17 protein-coding genes are annotated in these 20423 nt (G+C 68.2%); 10 read left to right on the top strand and 7 right to left on the bottom strand.

All coding sequences use genetic code 11. From position 1 onward, the window contains the following. The first annotated feature begins 80 nt into the window (after window positions 1-80). The 5 genes from KK7_RS0116140 (at window position 81) to KK7_RS0116160 (ending at window position 9029) form a co-directional block, all read left to right on the top strand. Window positions 81-3155 carry a TonB-dependent receptor gene (locus KK7_RS0116140; protein ID WP_010545683.1) on the top strand — a complete coding sequence of 1025 codons (3075 nt, stop codon included), beginning with the start codon at window positions 81-83 and terminating at the stop codon, window positions 3153-3155. 97 nt (window positions 3156-3252) lie between these two features. Further along, window positions 3253-4767, top strand: a complete 1515-nt coding sequence (locus KK7_RS0116145; RefSeq protein ID WP_010545684.1) for a tryptophan halogenase family protein — start codon at window positions 3253-3255, stop codon at window positions 4765-4767. A gap of 39 nt (window positions 4768-4806) precedes the next feature. Beyond that, window positions 4807-5208 (top strand): DUF2946 family protein, encoded by a 402-nt coding sequence (locus KK7_RS21005; RefSeq protein ID WP_010545685.1) that lies wholly within the window; start codon window positions 4807-4809, stop codon window positions 5206-5208. Between the two features lie 67 nt (window positions 5209-5275). Then, a complete protein-coding gene (locus tag KK7_RS0116155; protein WP_040598930.1) occupies window positions 5276-7645 on the top strand; it encodes a TonB-dependent receptor family protein in 2370 nt (789 codons plus the stop codon). A 13-nt stretch (window positions 7646-7658) separates the two neighbouring features. Beyond that, complete coding sequence (locus KK7_RS0116160; protein ID WP_010545687.1) at window positions 7659-9029, top strand: PepSY-associated TM helix domain-containing protein; 1371 nt, start codon at window positions 7659-7661, stop codon at window positions 9027-9029. Here the strand turns inward: KK7_RS0116160 and KK7_RS0116165 are convergent, their stop codons facing one another. Further along, the gene (locus KK7_RS0116165) at window positions 9030-9479 is read right to left on the bottom strand and encodes a PH domain-containing protein (RefSeq protein WP_010545688.1); all 450 of its coding nucleotides are present in this window, start codon (window positions 9477-9479) and stop codon (window positions 9030-9032) included. 43 nt (window positions 9480-9522) lie between these two features. Further along, window positions 9523-9900, bottom strand: a complete 378-nt coding sequence (locus KK7_RS21010) for an EF-hand domain-containing protein (protein ID WP_010545689.1) — start codon at window positions 9898-9900, stop codon at window positions 9523-9525. A 128-nt stretch (window positions 9901-10028) separates the two neighbouring features. On the opposite strand from KK7_RS21010, the gene purB reads away from it, so the two are divergent. The 3 genes from purB (at window position 10029) to KK7_RS0116185 (ending at window position 14548) form a co-directional block, all read left to right on the top strand. After that, complete coding sequence (purB, locus tag KK7_RS0116175) at window positions 10029-11345, top strand: adenylosuccinate lyase (protein WP_010545690.1); 1317 nt, start codon at window positions 10029-10031, stop codon at window positions 11343-11345. A gap of 89 nt (window positions 11346-11434) precedes the next feature. Beyond that, window positions 11435-11980, top strand: a complete 546-nt coding sequence (locus tag KK7_RS0116180) for a biliverdin-producing heme oxygenase (RefSeq protein ID WP_010545691.1) — start codon at window positions 11435-11437, stop codon at window positions 11978-11980. Continuing rightward, window positions 11981-14548, top strand: coding sequence for an HWE histidine kinase domain-containing protein (locus tag KK7_RS0116185; RefSeq protein WP_010545692.1), 2568 nt, complete (start codon window positions 11981-11983; stop codon window positions 14546-14548). 37 nt (window positions 14549-14585) lie between these two features. Here the strand turns inward: KK7_RS0116185 and KK7_RS0116190 are convergent, their stop codons facing one another. Both KK7_RS0116190 and KK7_RS0116195 read right to left on the bottom strand, forming a co-directional pair. Next, a complete protein-coding gene (locus KK7_RS0116190; protein WP_010545693.1) occupies window positions 14586-15071 on the bottom strand; it encodes a cupin domain-containing protein in 486 nt (161 codons plus the stop codon). A 67-nt stretch (window positions 15072-15138) separates the two neighbouring features. Further along, complete coding sequence (locus KK7_RS0116195) at window positions 15139-16032, bottom strand: LysR family transcriptional regulator (protein ID WP_010545694.1); 894 nt, start codon at window positions 16030-16032, stop codon at window positions 15139-15141. A gap of 127 nt (window positions 16033-16159) precedes the next feature. Here KK7_RS0116195 and KK7_RS0116200 point away from each other — a divergent pair, with 127 nt between their 5' ends. Further along, the gene (locus tag KK7_RS0116200; protein WP_010545695.1) at window positions 16160-17209 is read left to right on the top strand and encodes an NAD(P)-dependent alcohol dehydrogenase; all 1050 of its coding nucleotides are present in this window, start codon (window positions 16160-16162) and stop codon (window positions 17207-17209) included. A 35-nt stretch (window positions 17210-17244) separates the two neighbouring features. Here KK7_RS0116200 and KK7_RS0116205 read toward each other — a convergent pair whose 3' ends face one another. The 3 genes from KK7_RS0116205 to KK7_RS0116215 are packed head-to-tail and all read right to left on the bottom strand — an operon-like array spanning window position 17245 to window position 19581. After that, complete coding sequence (locus KK7_RS0116205) at window positions 17245-17469, bottom strand: hypothetical protein (protein WP_010545696.1); 225 nt, start codon at window positions 17467-17469, stop codon at window positions 17245-17247. Continuing rightward, the gene (locus tag KK7_RS0116210; protein WP_010545697.1) at window positions 17466-18908 is read right to left on the bottom strand and encodes a radical SAM protein; all 1443 of its coding nucleotides are present in this window, start codon (window positions 18906-18908) and stop codon (window positions 17466-17468) included. Before KK7_RS0116210 ends, KK7_RS0116205 begins: the two co-directional genes overlap by 4 nt. Continuing rightward, entirely contained in the window at window positions 18799-19581 is a 783-nt protein-coding gene (locus tag KK7_RS0116215; RefSeq protein WP_010545698.1) for a prolipoprotein diacylglyceryl transferase family protein, read from the bottom strand. Before KK7_RS0116215 ends, KK7_RS0116210 begins: the two co-directional genes overlap by 110 nt. Window positions 19582-19664: 83 nt before the next feature. On the opposite strand from KK7_RS0116215, the gene recO reads away from it, so the two are divergent. Then, window positions 19665-20396 (top strand): DNA repair protein RecO, encoded by a 732-nt coding sequence (gene recO / locus KK7_RS0116220; protein WP_010545699.1) that lies wholly within the window; start codon window positions 19665-19667, stop codon window positions 20394-20396. Window positions 20397-20423: the final 27 nt, after the last annotated feature.

A 20423-nucleotide genomic window follows, 5' to 3' on the forward strand; every position in this document is an offset into this window, starting at 1 on the left:
AAGCCGCTGATCTGGGAGAGGAAGGGGACGTGCGCGCCGCGCATGCCACGGCATCTCCCGACGACTTGGGAGTTTTCGACATGGCTATCTCTTTCCACCAGCGCCGTGGGGCGCTGCTGTGCGCCGCATCCTTGCTGTGCCTTGCCACCGGCGGTGTCGCGTTCGCGCAGGATAGCGCGCCCGCTGCTGACAGCGCTGCCGGGCAAGACGCTCCGGTCGACATCGTCGTCACCGGCATCCGCGCCTCGCAGGCCCGCGCGATCGGCGTGAAGCGCGATGCGGCCTCCGTGGTCGACGCGATCTCCGCCGAAGACATCGGCAAGCTGCCCGATGTGACCATCTCGGACTCGCTCCAGCGCATTACCGGCGTGCAGATCCGCCGCGACGCGGGCGAGGGGGCCGCGATCAACATACGCGGCCTGCCGCAGGTCACCACGCTGCTCAACGGCGAAGCCTATCTGGGCGCCAACTCGATCACCGCGGTCCAGCCGAACTTCAACGACATCCCGTCGCAGCTCTTCTCGGGCGCGGACGTGATCAAGTCGACCACGGCGGACCTGCTCAACGCCGGCATCACCGGTACGGTCAACCTGCGCACCCGCCGCCCGTTCGACCTGAAGCGCGGCCTGACGCTCGCCGCCACCGCCGAAGGCTCGTACGGCGACAAGACCAAGAGCCTGGACCCCAACGTCAACGGGCTGGTCGGCTGGCAGAACGACCGCGTCGGCTTCATCGTCTCGGCCGCCTATTCCGATCTCAACCTCTCCAACTCGCACAACGGCATCCAGGAAGGGTACGGCGCGGCGCTCCATAACGAGGGCCTGGCCGATGCCACCAGCTGCGGCGGCTTCTCGCCCCAGGCGCCGGGCTGCACCGGCGTCACCCGTCCGCGCGGGACGCCCGTGGCCGGCGGCATCGACGTGAACGGCGACGGCGATGCGAAGGACGCGTTCATCGTGCCGCAGGGCTTCACCGCGTGGAACCGCATCACCCAGCGCCAGCGCCTGGGCGTCAACGGCTCGTTCCAGGCCAAGCTGAACGACGCGCTGACCTTCACCGCCGACGGCTTCTACACCCGGCAGACCCAGTATAACCGCACCGCCGGCATCCAGATGCAGGACGTGAACTGGCAGGCCGCGGAGTTCGTGCCGACCAAGACGCGCAACACCGGCGCGACCTCGGGCGGGTTCGACGTCAACACGATCCAGGCCTATCAGTACGATCTCGGCAACTTCGATTCCTATTCGGAGACCTACCGCTGGAAGTCCGAGTCGCAGAACTACAATGCCGAGCTGCACTTCGATAACGGCGGCAAGTTCCGCGCGACCCTGCGCGGCATTTACGGCAAGGCCAAGCAGGACCAGGACCAGAGCTACCTCCAGTTCAGCCTGAGCAACGGCCTGCAGTGGCAGCCGGGCGGCATCGGCCATTATCCGGCGGCGATCGGCGGCGACCGCGCGTTCAATCCCGCCGGCTACACCGTCAACACGCTGGCCGGCCTGAACTCGCTCCGGGCGACCGTCGACTATACCGGCGACCAGCCGAGTTTCACCCTGCCGACCCAGCTCACCTCGCTGCTCGGCAACGCATCGAACTATGCGCTGAAGACCATGTCCTCCGAGGACAATTATCGCCGCAATGCCGACCTGAAGGTCGCGCGCTTCGATGCCGAATATGATGTGAGCGACCTGTTCAACATCACCGCCGGCGCGCGCTACAGCGATCGCTCGGTCGACAACTACCAGTTCGAGCGGGTCGCCCCGGTCTATGCCGGCCAGGGTGCCAGCAACCCGGCCGGTTGCCTGGTCAAGTGGAAGGCGTTCGACGTTTCGGTCAACGACAAGACCTGTTCGGCGGGCGATGCCGCCGGCTTCTACACCGCCGGGCTCACCCGCAAGGCGACCGACTCCGCATTCGACGGCCAGGTGAAGCAGTACAACCTGCCCGGCGCCGGCCTGCCGGCCATCTATGTGCTCGACCCGCACGTGATGGACGACGCCGCGGCGTTCCAGAACCGGTTCTATCCGGGCGAGCAGGAGCACATGAACCCCGGCGCGTCCTACGACGTGGGCATCAAGCAGTGGTCGGGCTATTTCCAGCTCAACTTCAAGGAGCTGGAGCTGGGCGGCATCACCGTGCGCGGCAATGGCGGTCTGCGGGTGATCAACACCAAGCTCGACATCCGCCAGAACGTCGTCGGCGGGCCGCTGCCCTATGGCCTGTCGAACCTGGATGGCGGTGACCTGCGCACCAAGCGCAACTTCACCGACTTCCTGCCGGCGTTCAACCTGGCGTTCGACTTCACGCCCAAGCTGCGCCTGCGTCTCGCCTATGCGCGGACGATGACGCTGCTCAACCTCGACCAATGGGGTGGGGGCCTGACGCCGAACTACGCGATCCAGACCGATCCGACGACCGGCCAGCCGATCTTCCGCGTCACCGGCGGCAGCCAGGCGGGCAACCCGCAGCTCGACCCGTGGCGCGCGGACAATCTCGATGCCTCGCTCGAATTCTATATCGGCAAGGCCTCGATGATCAGCCTCGCGGCCTTCTACATCGACGTGCAGAGCTTCATCCAGAACGGCATCATCTACCGCAGCGACCTGCCCGACAATGACGGCGTGGTGCGCAACCGCACGGTGCCGATCAACACGCTGGTCCAGGGGGGCGGCGGCACGCTGAAGGGCGTGGAGGCGTCGTGGAAGCAGTCGTTCGGCGACCTCGGCTTCCTGCCGGGCTTCGTCCGCGACTTCGGCTACGACCTGAACTTCACCTACTCGCCGTCGAGCACCGGCAAGACCGATCTGGCCTGGCAGGAGATTCCGTTCCAGGATAACTCCAAATATCAGGCCAATGCCGCGCTCTATTACCAGGCGCATGGTCTGCAGGCGCGTGTTGCGTGGAACTATCGGTCGAAGCGCGCGGTCCAGTCGGACTTCGTCAACGGCCTGACGGGTTCGCAGCTGTACCAGGCGCCGACCAACTATGTCGACGCATCGATCAGCTACGACATCACGCCGAACGTGACGATCTACGGCCAGGGCCAGAACCTGACCGGCGAGTATGAGAAATACTACATCGTCTATCCGGACCAGCGCGCCTACAACAACATCTACGAACGCCGCTTCATGGCGGGTGCGCGCATCAAGTTCTAACCTTCACCCCCGCCTGCGCCCGGGTTCCCGATGAATCCGGGCGCATCTTTTTCCGGGGTGCTTCTTCCTTCCTCCCGTTGGGCGTAGGACCTGAACCATGCGTGCGGCAGGACAACCGATCCGTTCCATCCTGATCGTCGGCGGCGGGACCGCCGGGTGGATGGCGGCAGCCTTGCTCGAGCGGCTGCTCGATCGCCAGCCCGTCTCCATCACCCTGCTCGAAAGCCCCGACATCCGCACCGTCGGCGTCGGCGAGGCGACGGTGCCCGCGATCCGCGACTATTTCCGCGCGATCGGGATCAGCGAGGCCGAGGTGCTGCGCGAGGCCAAGGGCACCGCCAAGCTCGGCATCGAATTCTGCGACTGGGCGCGGCCGGGGCACCGTTTCTTCCATCCCTTCGGCCTGTACGGCATCGCCTCGCGCGGGGTGGGATTCCATCATTATTGGCTGAAGCGGCGCAAGGCCGGCGACACCGCGCCGCTCGCCGACTTCTGCCTCGCCACCCAGATGGCGATGCAGGGCCTGATGATGCCGCCGGCGGAGAACCCGCCCAACGATCTCGGCGTGTTCGACTGGGCAGTGCAGTTCGACGCAGGGCTGTTCGCGCGGTTGCTGGCGCGCGTCGCCACGGCGCGCGGCGTGCGCCATGTCGAGGGCACGGTCGCCAGCGTCCAGCAGGATGGCGAGACCGGCTTCCTCACCGGCGTGACGCTGGCCGACGGCAGCGCGATCGAGGCGGACCTGTTCCTCGACTGCACCGGCTTTCGCAGCCTGCTGCTCGGCCAGACGCTGGGCGTGCCCTTTGTCGACTGGACCCATCTGCTGCCCTGCGACCGCGCGGTGGCGATGCCGTGCGCGCACGGCGATGCCTTCACCCCCTATACCCGCAGCACCGCGCTCGCCGCCGGCTGGCAGTGGCGGATCCCGCTGCAGCACCGTGTCGGCAACGGCTATGTCTATGCGAGCGCCCATATATCCGATGACGAGGCGCAGGCGGTGCTGCGTGGCCGGCTGGAGGGCGAGGCGCTGGCCGAGCCCAATTTCCTGCGCTTCACCACCGGCCACCGCGCGCGGCCATGGGAGAAGAACGTCGTCGCGATCGGCCTGTCCGCCGGGTTCCTCGAGCCGCTCGAATCGACCAGCCTCACGCTGATCCAGTCGGGGGTGGAGCGGCTCGGCACGCTGATGCCAGATCGCGGTTTCGCGCCCGAGCTGGCCGACGAGTTCAACCGGATCACCGCGCTGGAATTCGCGCGCATCCGCGATTTCCTGCTGCTCCATTACTGGGCGAACGGCCGGGTAGGGGAGCCGCTGTGGGATGCCGCCCGCGCGCTGACCTTGCCGGAGGAGCTGGCGCACAAGGTCTCGCTGTTCCGCAGCCGCGGCGTGTTCGCGCGCTACGAGTGGGAATCGTTCCGCGATCCCAGCTGGTTGTCCATGTATGCCGGCTTCGACCTGCTGCCCGAACGGCACGATCCGCTCGCCGACCATTTCACGGACGGCGAACTGGAAGGGGCGTTCGCGCGGATGCGCGAGGCGGTGGGGCGGGCGATGGCGCTGGCCCGGCCGCATCGGGAGTATCTGAAGGCGATCGGCGGGCTTGCGGACTGACGTTCGACAACGCCGCCGCGTCGCGCTACGCACAGGACCGTGACCGCGCTGCGCCGCCTTCTGTTCGATCATCGCCTGCTCTGCGGCTGGCTGATCGCGGCTGCGTTGCTGATGAAGGCGGTGCTGCCGGCAGGGTTCATGCCGATGGCATCGGGCGGCACGATCGTGCTCGGTTTCTGTTCGGGCTATGGCCCGCAGAAGATGGCGGTGACGCTGCCTGCCCGCGGGGACGGGTCGGATCCCGCCGAGCATCAGAAGAGCGAGATGCCCTGCGCCTTTGCCGGCCTCGGCATGGCCGGGCTCGCCGCGGTCGATCCCGTACTGCTGGTTCTGGCGATCGCCTTCGTCCTCGCATTGGCGATCCGCACGGCAACCGCCATTCCCGCGGTCGCGCGCGTCTATCTGCGACCACCCCTTAGAGGGCCCCCGCACCACGCCTGATTCCACCATTTGATGTTCGCGTGCCGGTCGCCCGGCGACCGCGCGCACCCGGATCAGGAAAAAGTGCATGTCCAGATATATGTTGCCGGCGGCCGTCATGGCCGTCTGCTGCGCGTCCGCCGCTTCGGCACAGACCGCCGCTACCGACCGGCGCGCCGAGTTGCTGCGCCAGCGTGCCGCCATCGATGCCGAACTGGCGACGCTTGATGCCGCGCCCTCGCCCTCGCCCTCGTCTACGCCTACGCGCCCGCCGCAGAGCGTGCCGCCCCCGCCTGCCGCGTCCGACGAGATCTTCGTCACCAGCAAGGCGCTGTCGCTCACCACCCGGGTCAGCGGCCAGACCGTGACCACCGTCGATGCCGCCGCGTTCCGCAACACGCCAGCGACGACCATCGCCGATATCGTCCGGCTCTCGCCCGGCGTCGCGGTGACGCAGGGCAACGGCCCGCGCGACGTCAGCGTCTCGGTCCGCGGTTCCAATGCGCGAAATTCGTTCGGCGCGCGCAACCTGCAGGTGTTCGAGGACGACTTTCCCGTCACCCAACCGGACGGCCTTGCCCGTTTCGACCTGACCGACCCGCATGCGTACGGCGCGGTGGACGTGGTGCGTGGTCCGTCTTCGGCGCGCTACGGCAATTACGCACTGGGCGGCGCGATCAACTTCCGCACCCGCGCGGGTCGCGACATTCACGGCGTGGAAGCCGGGTTCGATGCCGGCGGGGACGGGTTCGCCAATCTCTATGCCACGATCGGTGACGGCAATGCCGTCCACGATGTTGCGGTGTTCGGCAGCTATGTGCGCGGCAACGGTGCGACGGGCCATACCGGCTACGCTACCGGCACGCTGAACGCGCTTGCCCGGTTCGAGCTGGGGGCGAAGGACCGGGTGGCGGTGAAGCTGATCTACAATGAGGGCGAATTCCGCCTCTCCACCCGGCTGTCGTACAACCAGTATCTCGCCAACCCGTATCAGCAGGGGTGCAAGACGGCGGCGAGCGCGGCGCCGGGCTGCGGCACCATCTCGGTGCTGGTCAACGGCGTGAACGGCGCGCGGATCGCCCAGACCGCGGACGAGGGCGACCTGGCCCGCAACGATCGCCGCACCATCATCGGGACGCGGTACGAACATGATCTGGGGCCCGACGCCACCTGGCGGACCCAGGCGACCTTCGATGCCCGCGTCGTCAACCAGCCGACCGGCGCGACGCCGTTCAGGGGCACGCTGAACAGCTACAACCTCACGTCGGACATCACCCATCGCGGCAGCCTGGGCGGCATGGCGGCGACCAGCTTCGTCGGCCTGTTCTACAACTATCTCGACAACCAGAGCTACAGCTTCAACAAGACGCCCGGCGGCCGCAACGGCATCGGCGCGCCGACCCAGACCGTGTTCGGCGATGTGCGCAATTTCGGCATTCGCGCCCGCGAGGAGCTGCAACTCTCCCCCCGGCTCCAGCTGATCGCAGGCATCGGTGCCGAGCGCTCGATCCTGAAGGTGCGGCAGACGGCCTATGCCTACCCGCTGACGGCCGCACCGCAGCTGACCCTGATCCCGGCCGAGCGGCACTTCACCAACGTGGCGCCCGAGGCCGCGCTGTTCTGGCAGGCGGTCGACGCGGTGCGACTGCGCGCGCGCATCGGCACCGGCTATGGCATTCCGCAGGCGGGCAATCTGTTCGTCACGGCGGCGGGCGTCCCCGGCAACAACACCAGCCTGAAGGCGCAGCGCAATACCGGCGTCGACCTGGGCGCGGAGGTGGCGCTGGGCAGCCATCTCAAGGCGGAGGTGACCGGCTATTACGAGTGGTTCGCCAACGAGCTGGTCAGCCAGTCGGCCGGGGTGAACCTGCTCGCCTATACCTCGAACGTGCCGCGATCGGTGCATCGCGGCGTGGAACTGGGCCTCAGCTGGCGACCCCTGCCGGGCGTGCTGCCGGGGGCGAAGCTCGATGCGAGCTACAGCTACAACGACCAGTATTACACCGATTTCCGGGAGCGGCTGACCGCCGGCAGCGTCTCCACCGTGCTGGACCGAAGCGGCAAGGCGATCCCGGGGGTGATCCCCCGTTTCCTCAATGTGCGGGGCGGCTATGACCAGCCGGCCGGGCCGCTGCGGGGGCTCGGCGGGTTCGTGGAGCTGACCTATCGGGATCGCTTCTTCGCCGATAACGGCAACCTGCTCGCCTTGCCGTCGGCGACGGTGGTGAACCTCAACCTGCATTACGATCCGCCGCGCGGGGCCGGGCGGCTGAGCTTCTACGCCTCGGTGCAGAACCTGTTCGACGTGACGACCATCGGCTCGGCGGCGGTGATCGCCAACAGCCTCAACGCTGCGACGGGCGCCGAGAATCCGGCGGCGATCCTCGCGAACACCACCGGCTCGATCTACGCGGGGCCGCCCCGCACGGTCTATGCCGGCGTCAAGGCACGCTTCTGAGGGGGAGGGAAGGATGCAGCATCTTCATCGCCGTTGGCCGAGCTACGCCGCCGTGTGGCGCTGGCATTTCTATGCCGGGCTGTTCTGCGTGCCCTTCGTGCTGTGGCTGGCGGTCACCGGCGCGATCTATCTGTTCCGCCCGCAGGTGGAGGCACTGATCGACTCGCCCTATGCCAACCTCGCCGTCACCGGCCCGCGCGCTTCGGCGGCGGAGCAGGCGGCGGCCGCGGTGCGCGCAGTGCCCGGATCGGTGCTCCACCGCTACCAGCTGCCGGAGACGGATCGGCAGGCCGTGCAGATCGTCGTCGGCAAGGATGCCGAGGAGACGCGCGTCTATGTCCACCCGCAGACGCTGGCGATCCTCAAGACCGTCGACGAAGACCAGCGGCTGATGCGGGTGGTTTTCCGCCTGCACGGCGAACTGCTCGCCGGCACGCCCGGCTCCTATCTGGTGGAGCTGGCGGCCTCGTGGACGATCGTGATGTTGCTCTCGGGGCTGTTCCTCTGGTGGCCGCGCGGCGGGGGGCTGGGGGGCGTGGTCTATCCCCGGCTGAACGCCGGCGGGCGGCGCTTCTGGCGGGATCTGCACGGCGTCACGGGCTTCTGGGTTTCCGCCTTCGCGCTGTTCCTGCTCGTCTCCGGCCTGCCCTGGGCGAAGAGCTGGGGGAGCTATCTGAAGGCGGTGCGGCAGGTGGCGGAGGGGCGTCCGGTCAAGCAGGACTGGACCACGGGCCATGCCGAGGAACTGCGCCGGCGCGCCGCCGCCGATGCGGGGACCCGCGCGATGATGGGCGAGCATGCCGAACATCACGGCATGGCGATGGCGCATCCGCCGGTGTCCTATGTCCCGCTCGACCGGCTGATCGCGACGCTGGGGCCGCTGCGGCTGGCGACGCCGGTGCTGGTATCGCCGCCCACCGGCGCCGGCCAGCCCTGGACCGCCAAGTCCGATGCCGCCAACCGCCCCTTGCGCACCGACCTGACGCTGGACGGCGATACCGGCCAGGTCCTCACACGCAAGGATTTCGCGCAGCGCCGGCTGGTCGATCGTCTCGTCGGCTGGGGCGTCGCGGTGCATGAGGGGCAGGCGTTCGGCGGGCTGAACCAGCTGCTCAACCTGCTGACCGCGCTGGGCCTGATCCTGCTTGCCGTCAGCAGCGTGGTGCTGTGGTGGCGCAGGCGCCCCGAGGGCGTGCTCGGCGCGCCGCGCGCCGGGAGCCCTGCGCCGGCGGCGATCGCCTTCTTCGCGCTGGTGCTGCTGCTTGGCCTGTTCCTGCCGCTGATGGGGATCAGCCTCGTCGCGGTACTGCTCGTCGAGCGTCTGGTGTTCGCGCGTCTGCCCGGCGCCCGCCGCTGGCTGGGACTGGAGCGCGTGCCCGGCTGATCAGCCGCGCACGTCTTCCTGCACCATGTCGAACTCGCGCACGCCCCGCAGGCGGCGGGCGTTGCTGACCAGTTCGCGCAGCTTTTCGCGACGCTCCCGGGCATATTCGACGTCGCGGATCACCAGCGGGCCGCCGCGTGTGGTCTCGTCCGAGGAGGTGATGGTGAGGGTGCCGATGCCGGAAATCTGGTTAACGATCGAATAGTCGAGCCGCACGTCCTTCACCCGGTACAGCTCGATCTCGTCGATCGATTTGCGGACGATGCCGCGGTAGAGCACGATCCGGTCCTCGGTGACTTCGTACAGCGTGGCCTTGTTGCCGACCCAGCGGACCGCGAGGATCACGAAGCCGACCCCGACGAGGCAGAGCGCGGCCGTCGCCCACCCCGCGAACGAGCCCTTGAGCCACCCGGCGGTGGAGGATTGGAAGCGATCGATCAGCTGCGCCATGGTGCCATCATAGCCGGGCGACGGGCGCCCGCAACGGGGAAGCTCATCCGTCCCTGGTGGCGAGGAAGCGAGTCCATTCCTCGCGCGTGATCTTCCGGTCATGATCGGCATCGGTGGCGCCGAAGCTGCGCTCGATCCAGTCGCGCGCCTCCGGTTTTTCCGCGCCGAAGCCGGCTTCCTTGGCCGTCCGCACCGCCACCAGCCATGCGGCGAACTCGGTCCGGTCGAGGCTGCCGTCGCCATTCGCATCGGCCTGGGCGAACTGTGTCTGAACGGGCAGCCCGGCCGGATCGGGGCGCGGCGTCGGCTGGGTTGCCTCGGCGGCGGCGGGCGGCGCGGCCGAGGTGGCCGGCGGCGCCGGACGTTCCTGTGGTGCGGGTGCCGTCTGCAGCAGCACGGCGAACAGCAGGGGCATCAGCATCGTCAGTCTCCTCGGGGGACGTAACGGCCGCCTGCGCCTTCGGTTGCCGCTGTGGCCGCTTCTTGCTAGGCGCGGGCGCGACCCGCCCGGGCTGCCGGGCTCCCCTTTTCCGCACACGAAGGAACGCCATGGTCCCCCGTTATGCCCGCGCCGCGATGACCGATATCTGGTCGCCCGAGACGCGCCTCGCCATCTGGTTCGAGATCGAGGCGCATGCCACGCAAGCGCTCGCCGATCTGGGCGTGGTGCCGCAGAGCGCGGCCAAGGCGCTGTGGGACTGGTGGGCGACCAAGCCCGCCATCGACGTCGCCGCGATCGACGCGATCGAGGCGGTGACCAAGCACGACGTGATCGCCTTCCTCACCTGGGTGGCCGAGCAGGTGGGCGAGGAAGCCCGCTTCATGCACCAGGGCATGACCAGCTCCGACGTGCTCGACACCTGCCTGGCGGTCCAGCTCGCCCGCGCCAGCGACCTGCTGCTGGCCGATATCGACGCGCTCCTGGAAGTGCTCGAGCGCCGCGCCCGCGAGCACAAGATGACCCCGACGATCGGCCGCAGCCACGGCATCCATGCCGAGCCGGTCACCTTCGGCCTCAAGCTCGCCGAGGCGCATGCCGAATTCCAGCGCAACAAGGCGCGCCTGCTCGCCGCGCGCGCCGACATCGCCACCTGCGCCATCTCGGGCGCGGTCGGCACCTTCGCGAACATCGACCCGCGCGTCGAAGCCCATGTCGCGGAGAAGCTGGGCCTCGCGATCGAGCCGGTCTCGACCCAGGTGATCCCGCGCGACCGCCATGCGATGTTCTTCGCGACGCTCGGCGTGATCGCCTCGTCGATCGAACGCCTTGCGGTGGAGATCCGCCACCTGCAGCGCACCGAGGTGCTGGAGGCCGAGGAATATTTCTCGCCGGGCCAGAAGGGCTCGTCGGCGATGCCGCACAAGCGCAACCCGGTGCTGACCGAGAACCTGACCGGCCTCGCCCGCATGGTGCGTGGCTATGTCACCCCGGCGCTGGAGAATGTGGCGCTGTGGCACGAGCGCGACATCAGCCACTCCTCGGTCGAGCGCTATATCGGCCCCGACGCGACGATCACGCTCGACTTCGCGCTGGCGCGCCTGACCGGCGTGGTCGACAAGCTGCTCGTCTATCCGGTGCGGATGCAGAAGAATCTCGATCGCATGGGCGGTCTCGTCCATTCGCAGCGCGTGCTGCTGGCGCTGACCCAGGCCGGGGTCAGCCGTGAGGATGCGTACCGGTTCGTCCAGCGCAATGCGATGAAGGTGTGGGAATCGGACGGCGAACTCTCGCTGATGGAACTGCTCAAGGCCGATCCCGAAGTCACCGCGGCGCTCAGCCCAGAGGTGATCGAGGAAAAGTTCGACCTCGGCTATCATTATCGCCATGTCGACACGATCTTCGCGCGCGTCTTCGGCGCGGCATGATTTGAGGCCATCTCGGCCATAATGGAACACATCCACGGCGAGCGATTTTTGCTTGCCGTGGATCGCCGCCTCACGAAAAGTCTGCCCGCATGAACGTCGCACATCGTCGGTTGCGGGAGTCCACGGGCGCCGCGCATGCGCGGGTCGATGCCTTGTTCAGCCGATTCGATCTCGCCCGTCGTGACGATTATGCCGGGCTGCTCGCCGCCCATGCGGAAGCACTGCTGCCGGTGGAGGCATTGCTCGACAGGGACGGCGCGGAAAGCATCACGGAGGACTGGCCGCAGCGCCGCCGCGCAGGCGTGATCCAGGTCGATCTCGATGCGCTTGGCATCACCGTCGATGCGCCGGAAAGCCTGGATTCCGTTACGTCCGATGCGGAGATGGCGGGCATGCTCTACGTGCTCGAAGGATCGCGCCTTGGCGGACGGTTCCTTGCTCGCAGCGTGCCGGACACTTGGCCGCGTGCCTATCTGGGCAGCCACCAGCCGCCGAATATGTGGCCGGAATTGTTGGAAAAACTGGATGCGCTCCTATATGAGCCGCAATCCTTGGAACTTGCCGTAACCGCCGCAAACCAGACCTTCGGGCGGTTCGAGGCCGCCGGCACGAAGTGGCTGGCGAAGGTTGGTTGAGTGGACGACGGCGTATTTCAGGTCGATCTGACCAATTGTGATCGGGAACCTATCCACCAGCTGGGAGCGATCCAGCCCTTCGGCTTCCTGATCGCCTTTTCCAGCGACTGGCTGATCAAGCGCGCTTCCGCCAATGTCGATCAGCATTTCGACCTTAGCGCCGACGAAATGCTCGGCACGCATGTCAGCGCCTATCTGGAAGACGACGCGATCCACGCGCTGCGCAATCGGCTGACGCTGCTGCGCGGCGACGATGCGCTGGAGCGAATCTTCGGCATCAAGGCGCTGCGCACCCGTGCGCGCACCTACGACCTCGCGCTCCACATGATCGGCGACACGATCGTGGTGGAAGCCGAGCCCTGTACGTCGGACGCCGCCGGCGATGCCGCCAGCACGCTGCGCGCGATGATGGGCCGGCTGGACGAGAAGGAAAAGCTGGCCGATTTCTTCCGCGAGGGCGCCCGGCAGGTACGCGCGCTGACCGGCTTTGACCGGGTGATGGTCTATCGCTTCGAGCGCGACGGGTCGGGTATCGTGGTGGCGGAGGCAGCGCGCAGCGGCATCGGCAGCTTCCTGGACCTGCGCTATCCTGCCAGCGATATCCCGCAACAGGCACGCAAGCTCTATCTGCGTACGCCGTTCCGGATCATCTCCGATGTCCATGCGCAACCCGTGCCGATCGTGCCGGGGCGCGATGAATTCGGCGCACCGCTCGACCTGTCGCTGTCGGTGCTGCGCTCGGTCTCGCCGATCCACATCGAATATCTGAAGAACATGGGGGTGCGCGCCTCCCTGTCGATTTCGATCATCGTCGAGGGGAAGCTTTGGGGCCTGTTCGCCTGCCACCATTATGGCGGGCCGCGCTGTCCGGGCTTCGAGCGGCGCTCGATGGCCGAGCTGTTCGGGCAGATGTTCGCGCTCAAGCTGGAGAGCCGCGAGCGCAAGGAACTGGCCGTCTATGAGGCAGCGGCGCGTGCAACCAGCGACCGTCTGCTGGCGGCGGTGGCCGGAGACGGCGGGCTGCTCGACGATCCCGAATGGCTGGGCAGCCGTCTGCGCGAGGTGGTGCCGTGCGACGGCATCGCGATCTGGATCGGCGGCAAGGTTGCGTTCAGCGGCATCACCCCGCCGCCTTCGTCCTTCGCGTCGATTACCCGCCGGCTGAACGCGATGGCGGCGGGCCGCGTCTTCGCGACGGACCGTCTGGCCGATGTGCTGCCGCAGGCGGCGGACTATGCCGATGTGGGCGCGGGGCTGCTCGCCATCCCGATCAGCCGGTCTCCGCGCGACTATGTGCTGCTGTTCCGCCAGGAACTGGTGCGCACCGTCAACTGGGGCGGCGATCCGCACAAGCCCGTGGAGTTCGGGCCCCACGGTGCCCGGCTCACCCCCCGGCAGAGCTTCGAGACGTGGAGCCAGGAAGTGCGCGGCCGCTCGCTGCCCTTCACCGAAGTGGAGCTGCGCGTGGCGGAGGTACTGCGCGCCTCGCTGATCGAGGTGGTGCTGCGCCTGTCGGACGATGCACAGGAAGAGCGTCAGCGCGCGTCGGAGCGGCAGGAACTGCTGATCGCCGAGCTCAACCACCGCGTGCGCAACATCCTGGGCCTGATCCGCGGCCTTGTCCGCCAGTCGCGCGCGCCAGGGATGGATACTACGGCCTATATCCGCATGCTCGAGGGCCGGATCGAGGCGCTGGCGCGTGCGCACGACCAGATCACCGAGGATAACTGGGCGCCGGCACCGCTCGCGCGGCTGCTGCGCACCGAGGCGGCGGCCTATCTCGGCGGTCGCTCGGGGCGGCTCGAGCAGGACGGGCCGATGGTGCTGCTGCGTCCGGCGGCCTTCTCGACGCTGGCGCTGGTGTTCCACGAGCTGATGACCAACTCCGCCAAATATGGCGCGCTGTCGGACAGCGGCACGGTATCGGTGCGCTGGTGGCTCGATCCGCAGGGCGATTGCCGTGTCGAATGGCGCGAGCGCGGCGGCCCCGCCGTGCAGCCGCCGACGCGGCAGGGCTTCGGCACCACGATCATCCAGCGCTCGGTTCCCTATGACTTGGGCGGCAAGGCGACGGTGCGGTACGCGCTGACCGGGCTGGAGGCGGAATTCTGCATCCCCGCGCGGCACGTCGTGCTCGATGGCGACGCGGCCGCGAAGCATATCCGCGATGTCGAGGAGCCGGTCGTCGCGCCGGTCGCGGGCGAGATACAGCCGGTGCTGCAGGGGCCGGTGCTGCTGGTGGAAGACAGCCTGATCATCGCAATGGACGCCGAGGACATCCTGCTGCGGCTCGGCGCGGAGCGGGTGGTGACGGCCTCCTCGGTCGCCGGCGCGGTGGAGGAGATCGCCGCCGAGCGCTTCGGCGTTGCGATCCTCGACGTGAATCTGGGCAGCGAGACCAGCCTGCCGATCGCCGACCGGCTCCGGGCAGAAGGCGTGCCCTATGCCTTCGCCACCGGCTATGGCGAGCAGCTCCAGCTGGACGCCGACCATGCCGGGGTGCCGGTGCTGCAGAAGCCCTATACCGCGGTCAACATGGCGCGGATGCTGGAAGGGCTGCTGGGATAGGCGTCCGGCAGCCTCCCCCGGAGGGGAGGGCCGGGCTTCACTGCCCCTTGGGCAGCTTGATCCCCAGCAGCACCAGCCGTTCGCCGGTGATGCCGAACCAGTGCGGCACGCCCGCCGGTACCAGGATCACGTCGCCGGGGCCAAGCGTGCGGGTGGTGCCGCCCTCGATCCGGCTGCCCTCGACCAGCGTCGGGTTGCGCGTCTGCGGGTCCGGCATGGTGCCGCCGGAGACCAGCGTGCCCGCGCCCTCCAGGACGATCGCATATTCGGCCTGGTCGGGATGGAACGCCGGCTTGCCGGGCTTCTTCCATATCTCGATCGCGGCGATGTTGCTGCCGTCGCGCACCACCGGCTTCCAGGCGAAGCCCTGGTCGGGCTTCATCTCGGCGAGCATCGCCTTGAGCTGGGCCTGGACGTCGCGGTCGCCGGCGAAGCTGGTCGGATCGGCGGTCGTCTGCGCGGAGGCCGGCAGGGCCGCGGCGAGCAACGGCGCCGCCGCAAGGGCGCGGATCAGGATCTTCACGGCAACTCTCCCCATAGCTGTTTGAGAACGCTCGGCGTTCTGTTGCGGGCAGCTTGGCACAGCCGCATCACCCCCGCCAGCGCAGCCTGTCCACCAGCAGGGCGAAGGCGGGCGTCGGCTGGCGGCGGCTCGGGTAATAGAGATGGTAGCCGGCGAAAGGCGGCGAGAATCCGGTCAGCACCGCCTCCAGCGCGCCGCTGTCGAGATGCGGCTGTACTGCCGCGTCGGGCAGGCAGGCGATGCCGAACCCGTCCAGCGCGGCCTGCAGGATCGGGAAGACCGAGGAGAAGGTGAGCGGCCCTTCCACCCGCACCCTGCGCTCGCGGCCGCCCTCCTCGAACTCCCAGGCATAGAGGCCGCCATAGGTCGGCAGCCGCAGGTTGAGGCAGGCATGGGCGGTGAGCTCCTCGATCGCCTGCGGTCGCCCGGCGCGTTCGAAATAGGCGGGCGAGGCGACCGCCAGCATCCGCGCATCGGGCCCGATCGGCACCGCCACCATGTCCTTGGCGATGATGTCGCCGAAGCGCACCCCGGCATCGAACCGCTCGGCGACGATGTCGGTCAGGCGATAGTCGGTATCGACCTCGACGCGGATGTCCGGGAATTCGCGCAGGATCGGCGCGAGGCGCGGCCAGAGCAGCGTCTGCAGCGAAAGCTCGTCGGCGCTGATCCGGACGAGGCCCGCCGGCTTTTCGCGCAGCGCGCTGAGTGCCGCCACTTCCGCCTCGATCTCGTCGAGCCGGGGGGCGAGCGTGGCGAACAATCGCTCGCCGGCTTCGGTGAGGCTCACGCTGCGCGTCGTGCGGTTGAGCAGGCGCAGGCCCAGCCGTTCCTCCAGCCCGCGCATCGCATGGCTGAGCGCCGAGGGGGTCACCCCGCTCTGCGCCGCCGCGCGGGTGAAGCTGCGCTGCCGCGCCACCGCGAGAAAGGCGGCGAGCTCGGAGAGGTGCTGGCGGGTCATTGCTGAATTCTATTCAAAGCTGCATGCAGCTTCCAGCGTCTAATCGCATGCTGGTGCGTTCCCCACCTTGAGAGGTCAGGGGCCGTCTGGCCTCGCGCCTTCAACCACCATCCGGGGAATCCAGAATATGGCCACCAAAGCCTATGGCGCCTATGCCGCCGACAAGCCGCTCGAGCCGATCGAGATCGAACGCCGCGCGCCCGGTGCGCACGACGTGCAGATCGACATCGCCTATTGCGGCGTCTGCCATTCGGACCTCCACCAGGTCCGCTCCGAATGGGAAGGCACGCTCTATCCGTGCGTGCCCGGCCACGAGATCGTCGGCCGGGTCAGTGCGGTGGGCGAGCATGTGCGCAAGTTCGCGGTCGGCGATCTCGTCGGTGTCGGCTGCATGGTCGACAGCTGCCAGCACTGCGCTTCGTGCGACGAGGGGCTGGAGCAATATTGCGAGAACGGCTTCGTCGGCACCTATAACGGCCCGACGCCCGATGCTCCCGGCCATACGCTGGGCGGCTATTCGCAGCAGATCGTGGTCAGCGACAAGTTCGTGCTGAAGGTGAACCATGGCGAGGAACAGCTCGCCGCGGTCGCGCCGTTGCTCTGCGCGGGCATCACCACCTGGTCGCCGCTGCGCCACTGGCAGGTCGGCCCGGGCAAGAAGGTGGGCATCGTCGGCATCGGCGGGCTCGGCCATATGGGCGTGAAGCTGGCCCATGCGCTGGGCGCGCATGTCGTCGCCTTCACCACCTCGGAGAGCAAGCGCGCCGATGCGCTGGCGCTGGGTGCCGACGAAGTCGTCGTCTCGCGCGATGCGGACGCCATGGCGGCGCACGCGAACAGCTTCGACTTCATCCTGGACACGGTGGCCGCCAGCCACAATCTGGATGCGTTCACCACCCTGCTGAAGCGCGACGGCACGCTGACGCTGGTGGGCGTGCCCGAGCATGCGCACCCTTCGCCCAACGTCGCGGCGCTGATCTTCAAGCGCCGCTCGATCGCGGGCTCGCTGATCGGCGGCATCGCCGAGACGCAGGAGATGCTCGATTTCTGTGCCGAGCACGGCATCGTCGCCGACATCGAGATGATCCGCGCCGACGAGATCGAGGCGGCGTACGCGCGGATGCTCAAGAGCGACGTGAAATACCGCTTCGTCATCGACATCGCGTCGATGGGCTGAGGCTGGGGCCGCCCGCCTGCTATGCGGGCGGGCGGCTATTCTTCATACCCATCTGGTTGCCGCAGTAGTCGGCGGCCTAGCGTCAGCAGGCCGAACCCGGCCGCAAAGGGAATCCCGCCCAACGCCATGATCCAGAGCATCATTGGCGTCTGAAAAAGCACGGGCATTGCCATCACGATAGCCGCGAGCGAGCAGAGCCCGCTGGTGGTCATCGTCAGAATGCCGATGCCGAGCAGCAACCCCCCGAAGAAGCGCTTCATGCCAAGGCCCTCCCGCGCGCCAGCACGCCCGCGCCCTCGGCGCCCGGGCGGTAGAAGCTATTGTAGGTGTCGAAGGGAATGATCTGCCCTTCCGGCGTCACGAAGTGGACGCAGCTGCGCTTCACCGTGCCGAGATCGAAATTGTAGCGATCGAGGAATTGCTGGATCACCACGCGGAAGCTGTTCGCATAGCTTGTCTCCTGCGGCACCAGCGCCTGGGGCAGGCAGCAGAGCAGATCGGCCAGCTTGTCCGCGGTATTGCACTGGGCGGTGGCGAGGCTGAGCAGGTCCAGCACCGCATCGCGCAGCTTCGGATAAGCTTCGTAGCTCACCGTGTTGGGCCCCTGCAGGATCAGCTCGCGCGGCAGCAGGGACGTGACGGGGGTCACGTCGCGGCCGCTCCGCACGCCGTAGCCGATGCAGATCTGGTCCGGGTTGCATGGCAGCGGGATCATGTCCTCGGCGGCGAATACCCCCGCTTTCACCACCTCGCGGCGGATCTGGGTGAGCAGCACCCGGTTGGCCTTCGCATCGAACCCCAGGTTGCGTCCGGCGTCCTGCACCGGCTGGAAGGTCACGCCGCGTACGCACGCCCATTCCAGCGCGTGCCGGACGATGGCGGCAACCTCGCCGTCGTTCACCCCGCGCTTCACCACCGCGACCAGCGTGGTCGACAGGTCCGCCCGTTCCAGCGCCTCTAGCGCCGCTTGGCGGACGCGGGCGAGGCGGGCGCCGCGCAGATCCAAAAGCGCATCGTCGTTCAGGCTGTCGAACTGGAGATACACTTCCAGCGCCGGCTTGTAGCTCGCCAACCGTTCCACGAAGGCCGGGTCCTGCGCGATCCGCACGCCGTTGGTGTTGATCATCACATGGCGGATCGGCCGCCGCTTCACCGCATCAAGGATCTCGAAGAACCGGGGGTGCAGCGTCGGCTCGCCGCCGGAGAGCTGCAGCAGATCGGGCTCGCCCTCGCTGGCGACCAGCGCGTCGAGCATCGCCTCGATCGTCGACAGCGGCAGATGCGCCCCGTGCTGGTCCTCCGCATCGGCGAAGCAGACCGGACAGGCAAGATTGCAGGCCGAATTGATCTCGATGATCGCGAGGCAGCTATGCTGCTCGTGATCGGGGCACAGCCCGCAATCGAACGGGCAGCCCGCCTCGGTGCGTGTCTGGGTGGCGAGGGGCCGGTCGCCGGGCTTCAGCCAGTCCTTCTGCGCGCGCCAATAGGCGAGATCGTCGCTGATCAGCGTCTTCTGCACGCCGTGGCTGCGACAGCGCTTGAGATAATAGACGCAGTCGTCCTCCACGATGACCTTGGCGGGAACGACCTCAAGGCAGGTCTCGCACAGGCTGCTCGTCTGGCCGTGGAACAGATAGGGCGCCGCCTTGCGCGGCGGCGGCGCCAGTGCGGTCTCCGCGTGCGATCCAGACAAGGGCATAGAGGCAGAGTCCCATCATGGTGAGGTGGAAGACGTTGAGCGGGCCGATCAGCGGCGGATAGGGCTTGAGGAATTCCCAGGCGAAGCGCTGCACGGCATAGGCCAGGACGAAGGCATGGAAGCCATGGGCCGTGGCCCAGTGCCGCCCGGCCCGCAGCGCGCGGACATAGACGAGCAGGAACAGCGCCATGGCGCAGGATTCGTACAGTTGCACCGGATGCCGCGCGATGCCGTCGCCCAGGTCGGTGCCCCAGGGGAGGCTGGTCGGCACGCCATAGGTCTGATCGGCGAGACCCGCGAACAGGCACCCCCAGCGTCCGACGACGACGCCTAGCGCCAGCGGGACCACGAAGGGCCCGCCGGTCGATCCGCGCACGCCGCGCAGCAGCTTCCAGATCTCCACCGCGACGATCGCCCCCGCCAGCGCGCCGGCGATCGAATGCGACAGCACTGGCCTTGCGTCCCGCAGGGTGTTGAGCGAGCCGAGCAGCCACGCCCCCAACGCGCCGCCGATGGCGAGGGTGACGAAATAGCTGGGGTCGGCCTGGCGGGCGAGGCGCTCGACCGCGCCGCGTCGATGAAGGTAGACCCAGCGGCCTCCCGCCGTCGCGGTTGCCCATGCCGCCACGTCGCCGACATAATGGAGCCAGGGCGCGGTCGGCAGGTGCAGCATCGGTCCCACGCTAGCGCGTGTCGGTACGCACCGGAAGGGTGTGCCGAATTCCCTTTCCGCCTCGCGCGCCCTACATCGCGGGCATGCACCTTCGCGCCGACGCCATCCTGCTCAGTATTCGCGGCCATGGCGAGCACGGCGCGATCGTGCGCGCGTTGACCGAGCAGGACGGGGTGCAGCCAGGCTATGTCCGGGGCGGCCGGTCCCGCGCGCTGCGGCCGGTACTCCAGCCCGCCAATCTGATCCTCGGCGAATGGCGCGCGCGGACCGAGGAGCAGTTGCCGGGGCTTACCGTCGAACTGCTCCACAGCCGCGCGCCGCTGTTCGGCGAGCCGCTTCCCGCCGCGGCGCTGGTCTGGGTGACGGCGCTCACCGCCGCGACGCTTCCCGAAGCGCTGCCCTATCCGCGACTCCATGCCGCGCTAGGCGGGGTGCTCGATGCGATCGAGGCGGCACCGGCGGCACGTGGCTGGGCGGTGGCGCTGGTGCGCTACGAACTGCTGTTGCTCGCCGAGCTCGGCTTTGGTCTCGATCTGGAGCGCTGCGCCGCCACCGGCGCCACCGTGGATCTGGCGTTCGTCAGCCCGAAAAGCGGGATTGCGGTAAGCCGCATCGGCGCGACCGGCTATGAGTCCCGGCTGCTCGCGCTGCCGCCCTTCCTCACGGAAGGCGGGGCGGCGGACTGGGAGGATATCCTGGCCGGGCTGCGCCTTACCGGCCATTTTCTGGCACGCGACCTGCTGATCGGCCGGGGCGCCGATCTGTTGGCGGCGCGTGTCCGGTTGGTGGACCGTTTGTTGCGAGCGGTTGCATAAAGGGTCGCGGGGCGGCTAAGCGGCGCG

The organism is Sphingomonas elodea ATCC 31461 (assembly GCF_000226955.1).
Lineage (GTDB): Bacteria > Pseudomonadota > Alphaproteobacteria > Sphingomonadales > Sphingomonadaceae > Sphingomonas > Sphingomonas elodea.

Bases quoted from the DNA above. Each gene is read 5' to 3' on its own strand.
- KK7_RS0116140 (WP_010545683.1), top strand. From the start codon at position 81: ATGGCTATCTCTTTCCACCAGCGCCGTGGGGCGCTGCTGTGCGCCGCA.
- KK7_RS0116145 (WP_010545684.1), top strand. From the start codon at position 3,253: ATGCGTGCGGCAGGACAACCGATCCGTTCCATCCTGATCGTCGGCGGC.
- KK7_RS0116155 (WP_040598930.1), top strand. From the start codon at position 5,276: ATGTCCAGATATATGTTGCCGGCGGCCGTCATGGCCGTCTGCTGCGCG.
- KK7_RS0116160 (WP_010545687.1), top strand. From the start codon at position 7,659: ATGCAGCATCTTCATCGCCGTTGGCCGAGCTACGCCGCCGTGTGGCGC.
- KK7_RS0116165 (WP_010545688.1), bottom strand. From the start codon at position 9,479: ATGGCGCAGCTGATCGATCGCTTCCAATCCTCCACCGCCGGGTGGCTC.
- KK7_RS21010 (WP_010545689.1), bottom strand. From the start codon at position 9,900: ATGCTGATGCCCCTGCTGTTCGCCGTGCTGCTGCAGACGGCACCCGCA.
- purB (WP_010545690.1), top strand. From the start codon at position 10,029: ATGGTCCCCCGTTATGCCCGCGCCGCGATGACCGATATCTGGTCGCCC.
- KK7_RS0116180 (WP_010545691.1), top strand. From the start codon at position 11,435: ATGAACGTCGCACATCGTCGGTTGCGGGAGTCCACGGGCGCCGCGCAT.
- KK7_RS0116195 (WP_010545694.1), bottom strand. From the start codon at position 16,032: ATGACCCGCCAGCACCTCTCCGAGCTCGCCGCCTTTCTCGCGGTGGCG.
- KK7_RS0116200 (WP_010545695.1), top strand. From the start codon at position 16,160: ATGGCCACCAAAGCCTATGGCGCCTATGCCGCCGACAAGCCGCTCGAG.
- KK7_RS0116205 (WP_010545696.1), bottom strand. From the start codon at position 17,469: ATGAAGCGCTTCTTCGGGGGGTTGCTGCTCGGCATCGGCATTCTGACG.
- KK7_RS0116210 (WP_010545697.1), bottom strand. From the start codon at position 18,908: ATGCCCTTGTCTGGATCGCACGCGGAGACCGCACTGGCGCCGCCGCCG.
- KK7_RS0116215 (WP_010545698.1), bottom strand. From the start codon at position 19,581: ATGCTGCACCTGCCGACCGCGCCCTGGCTCCATTATGTCGGCGACGTG.
- recO (WP_010545699.1), top strand. From the start codon at position 19,665: ATGCACCTTCGCGCCGACGCCATCCTGCTCAGTATTCGCGGCCATGGC.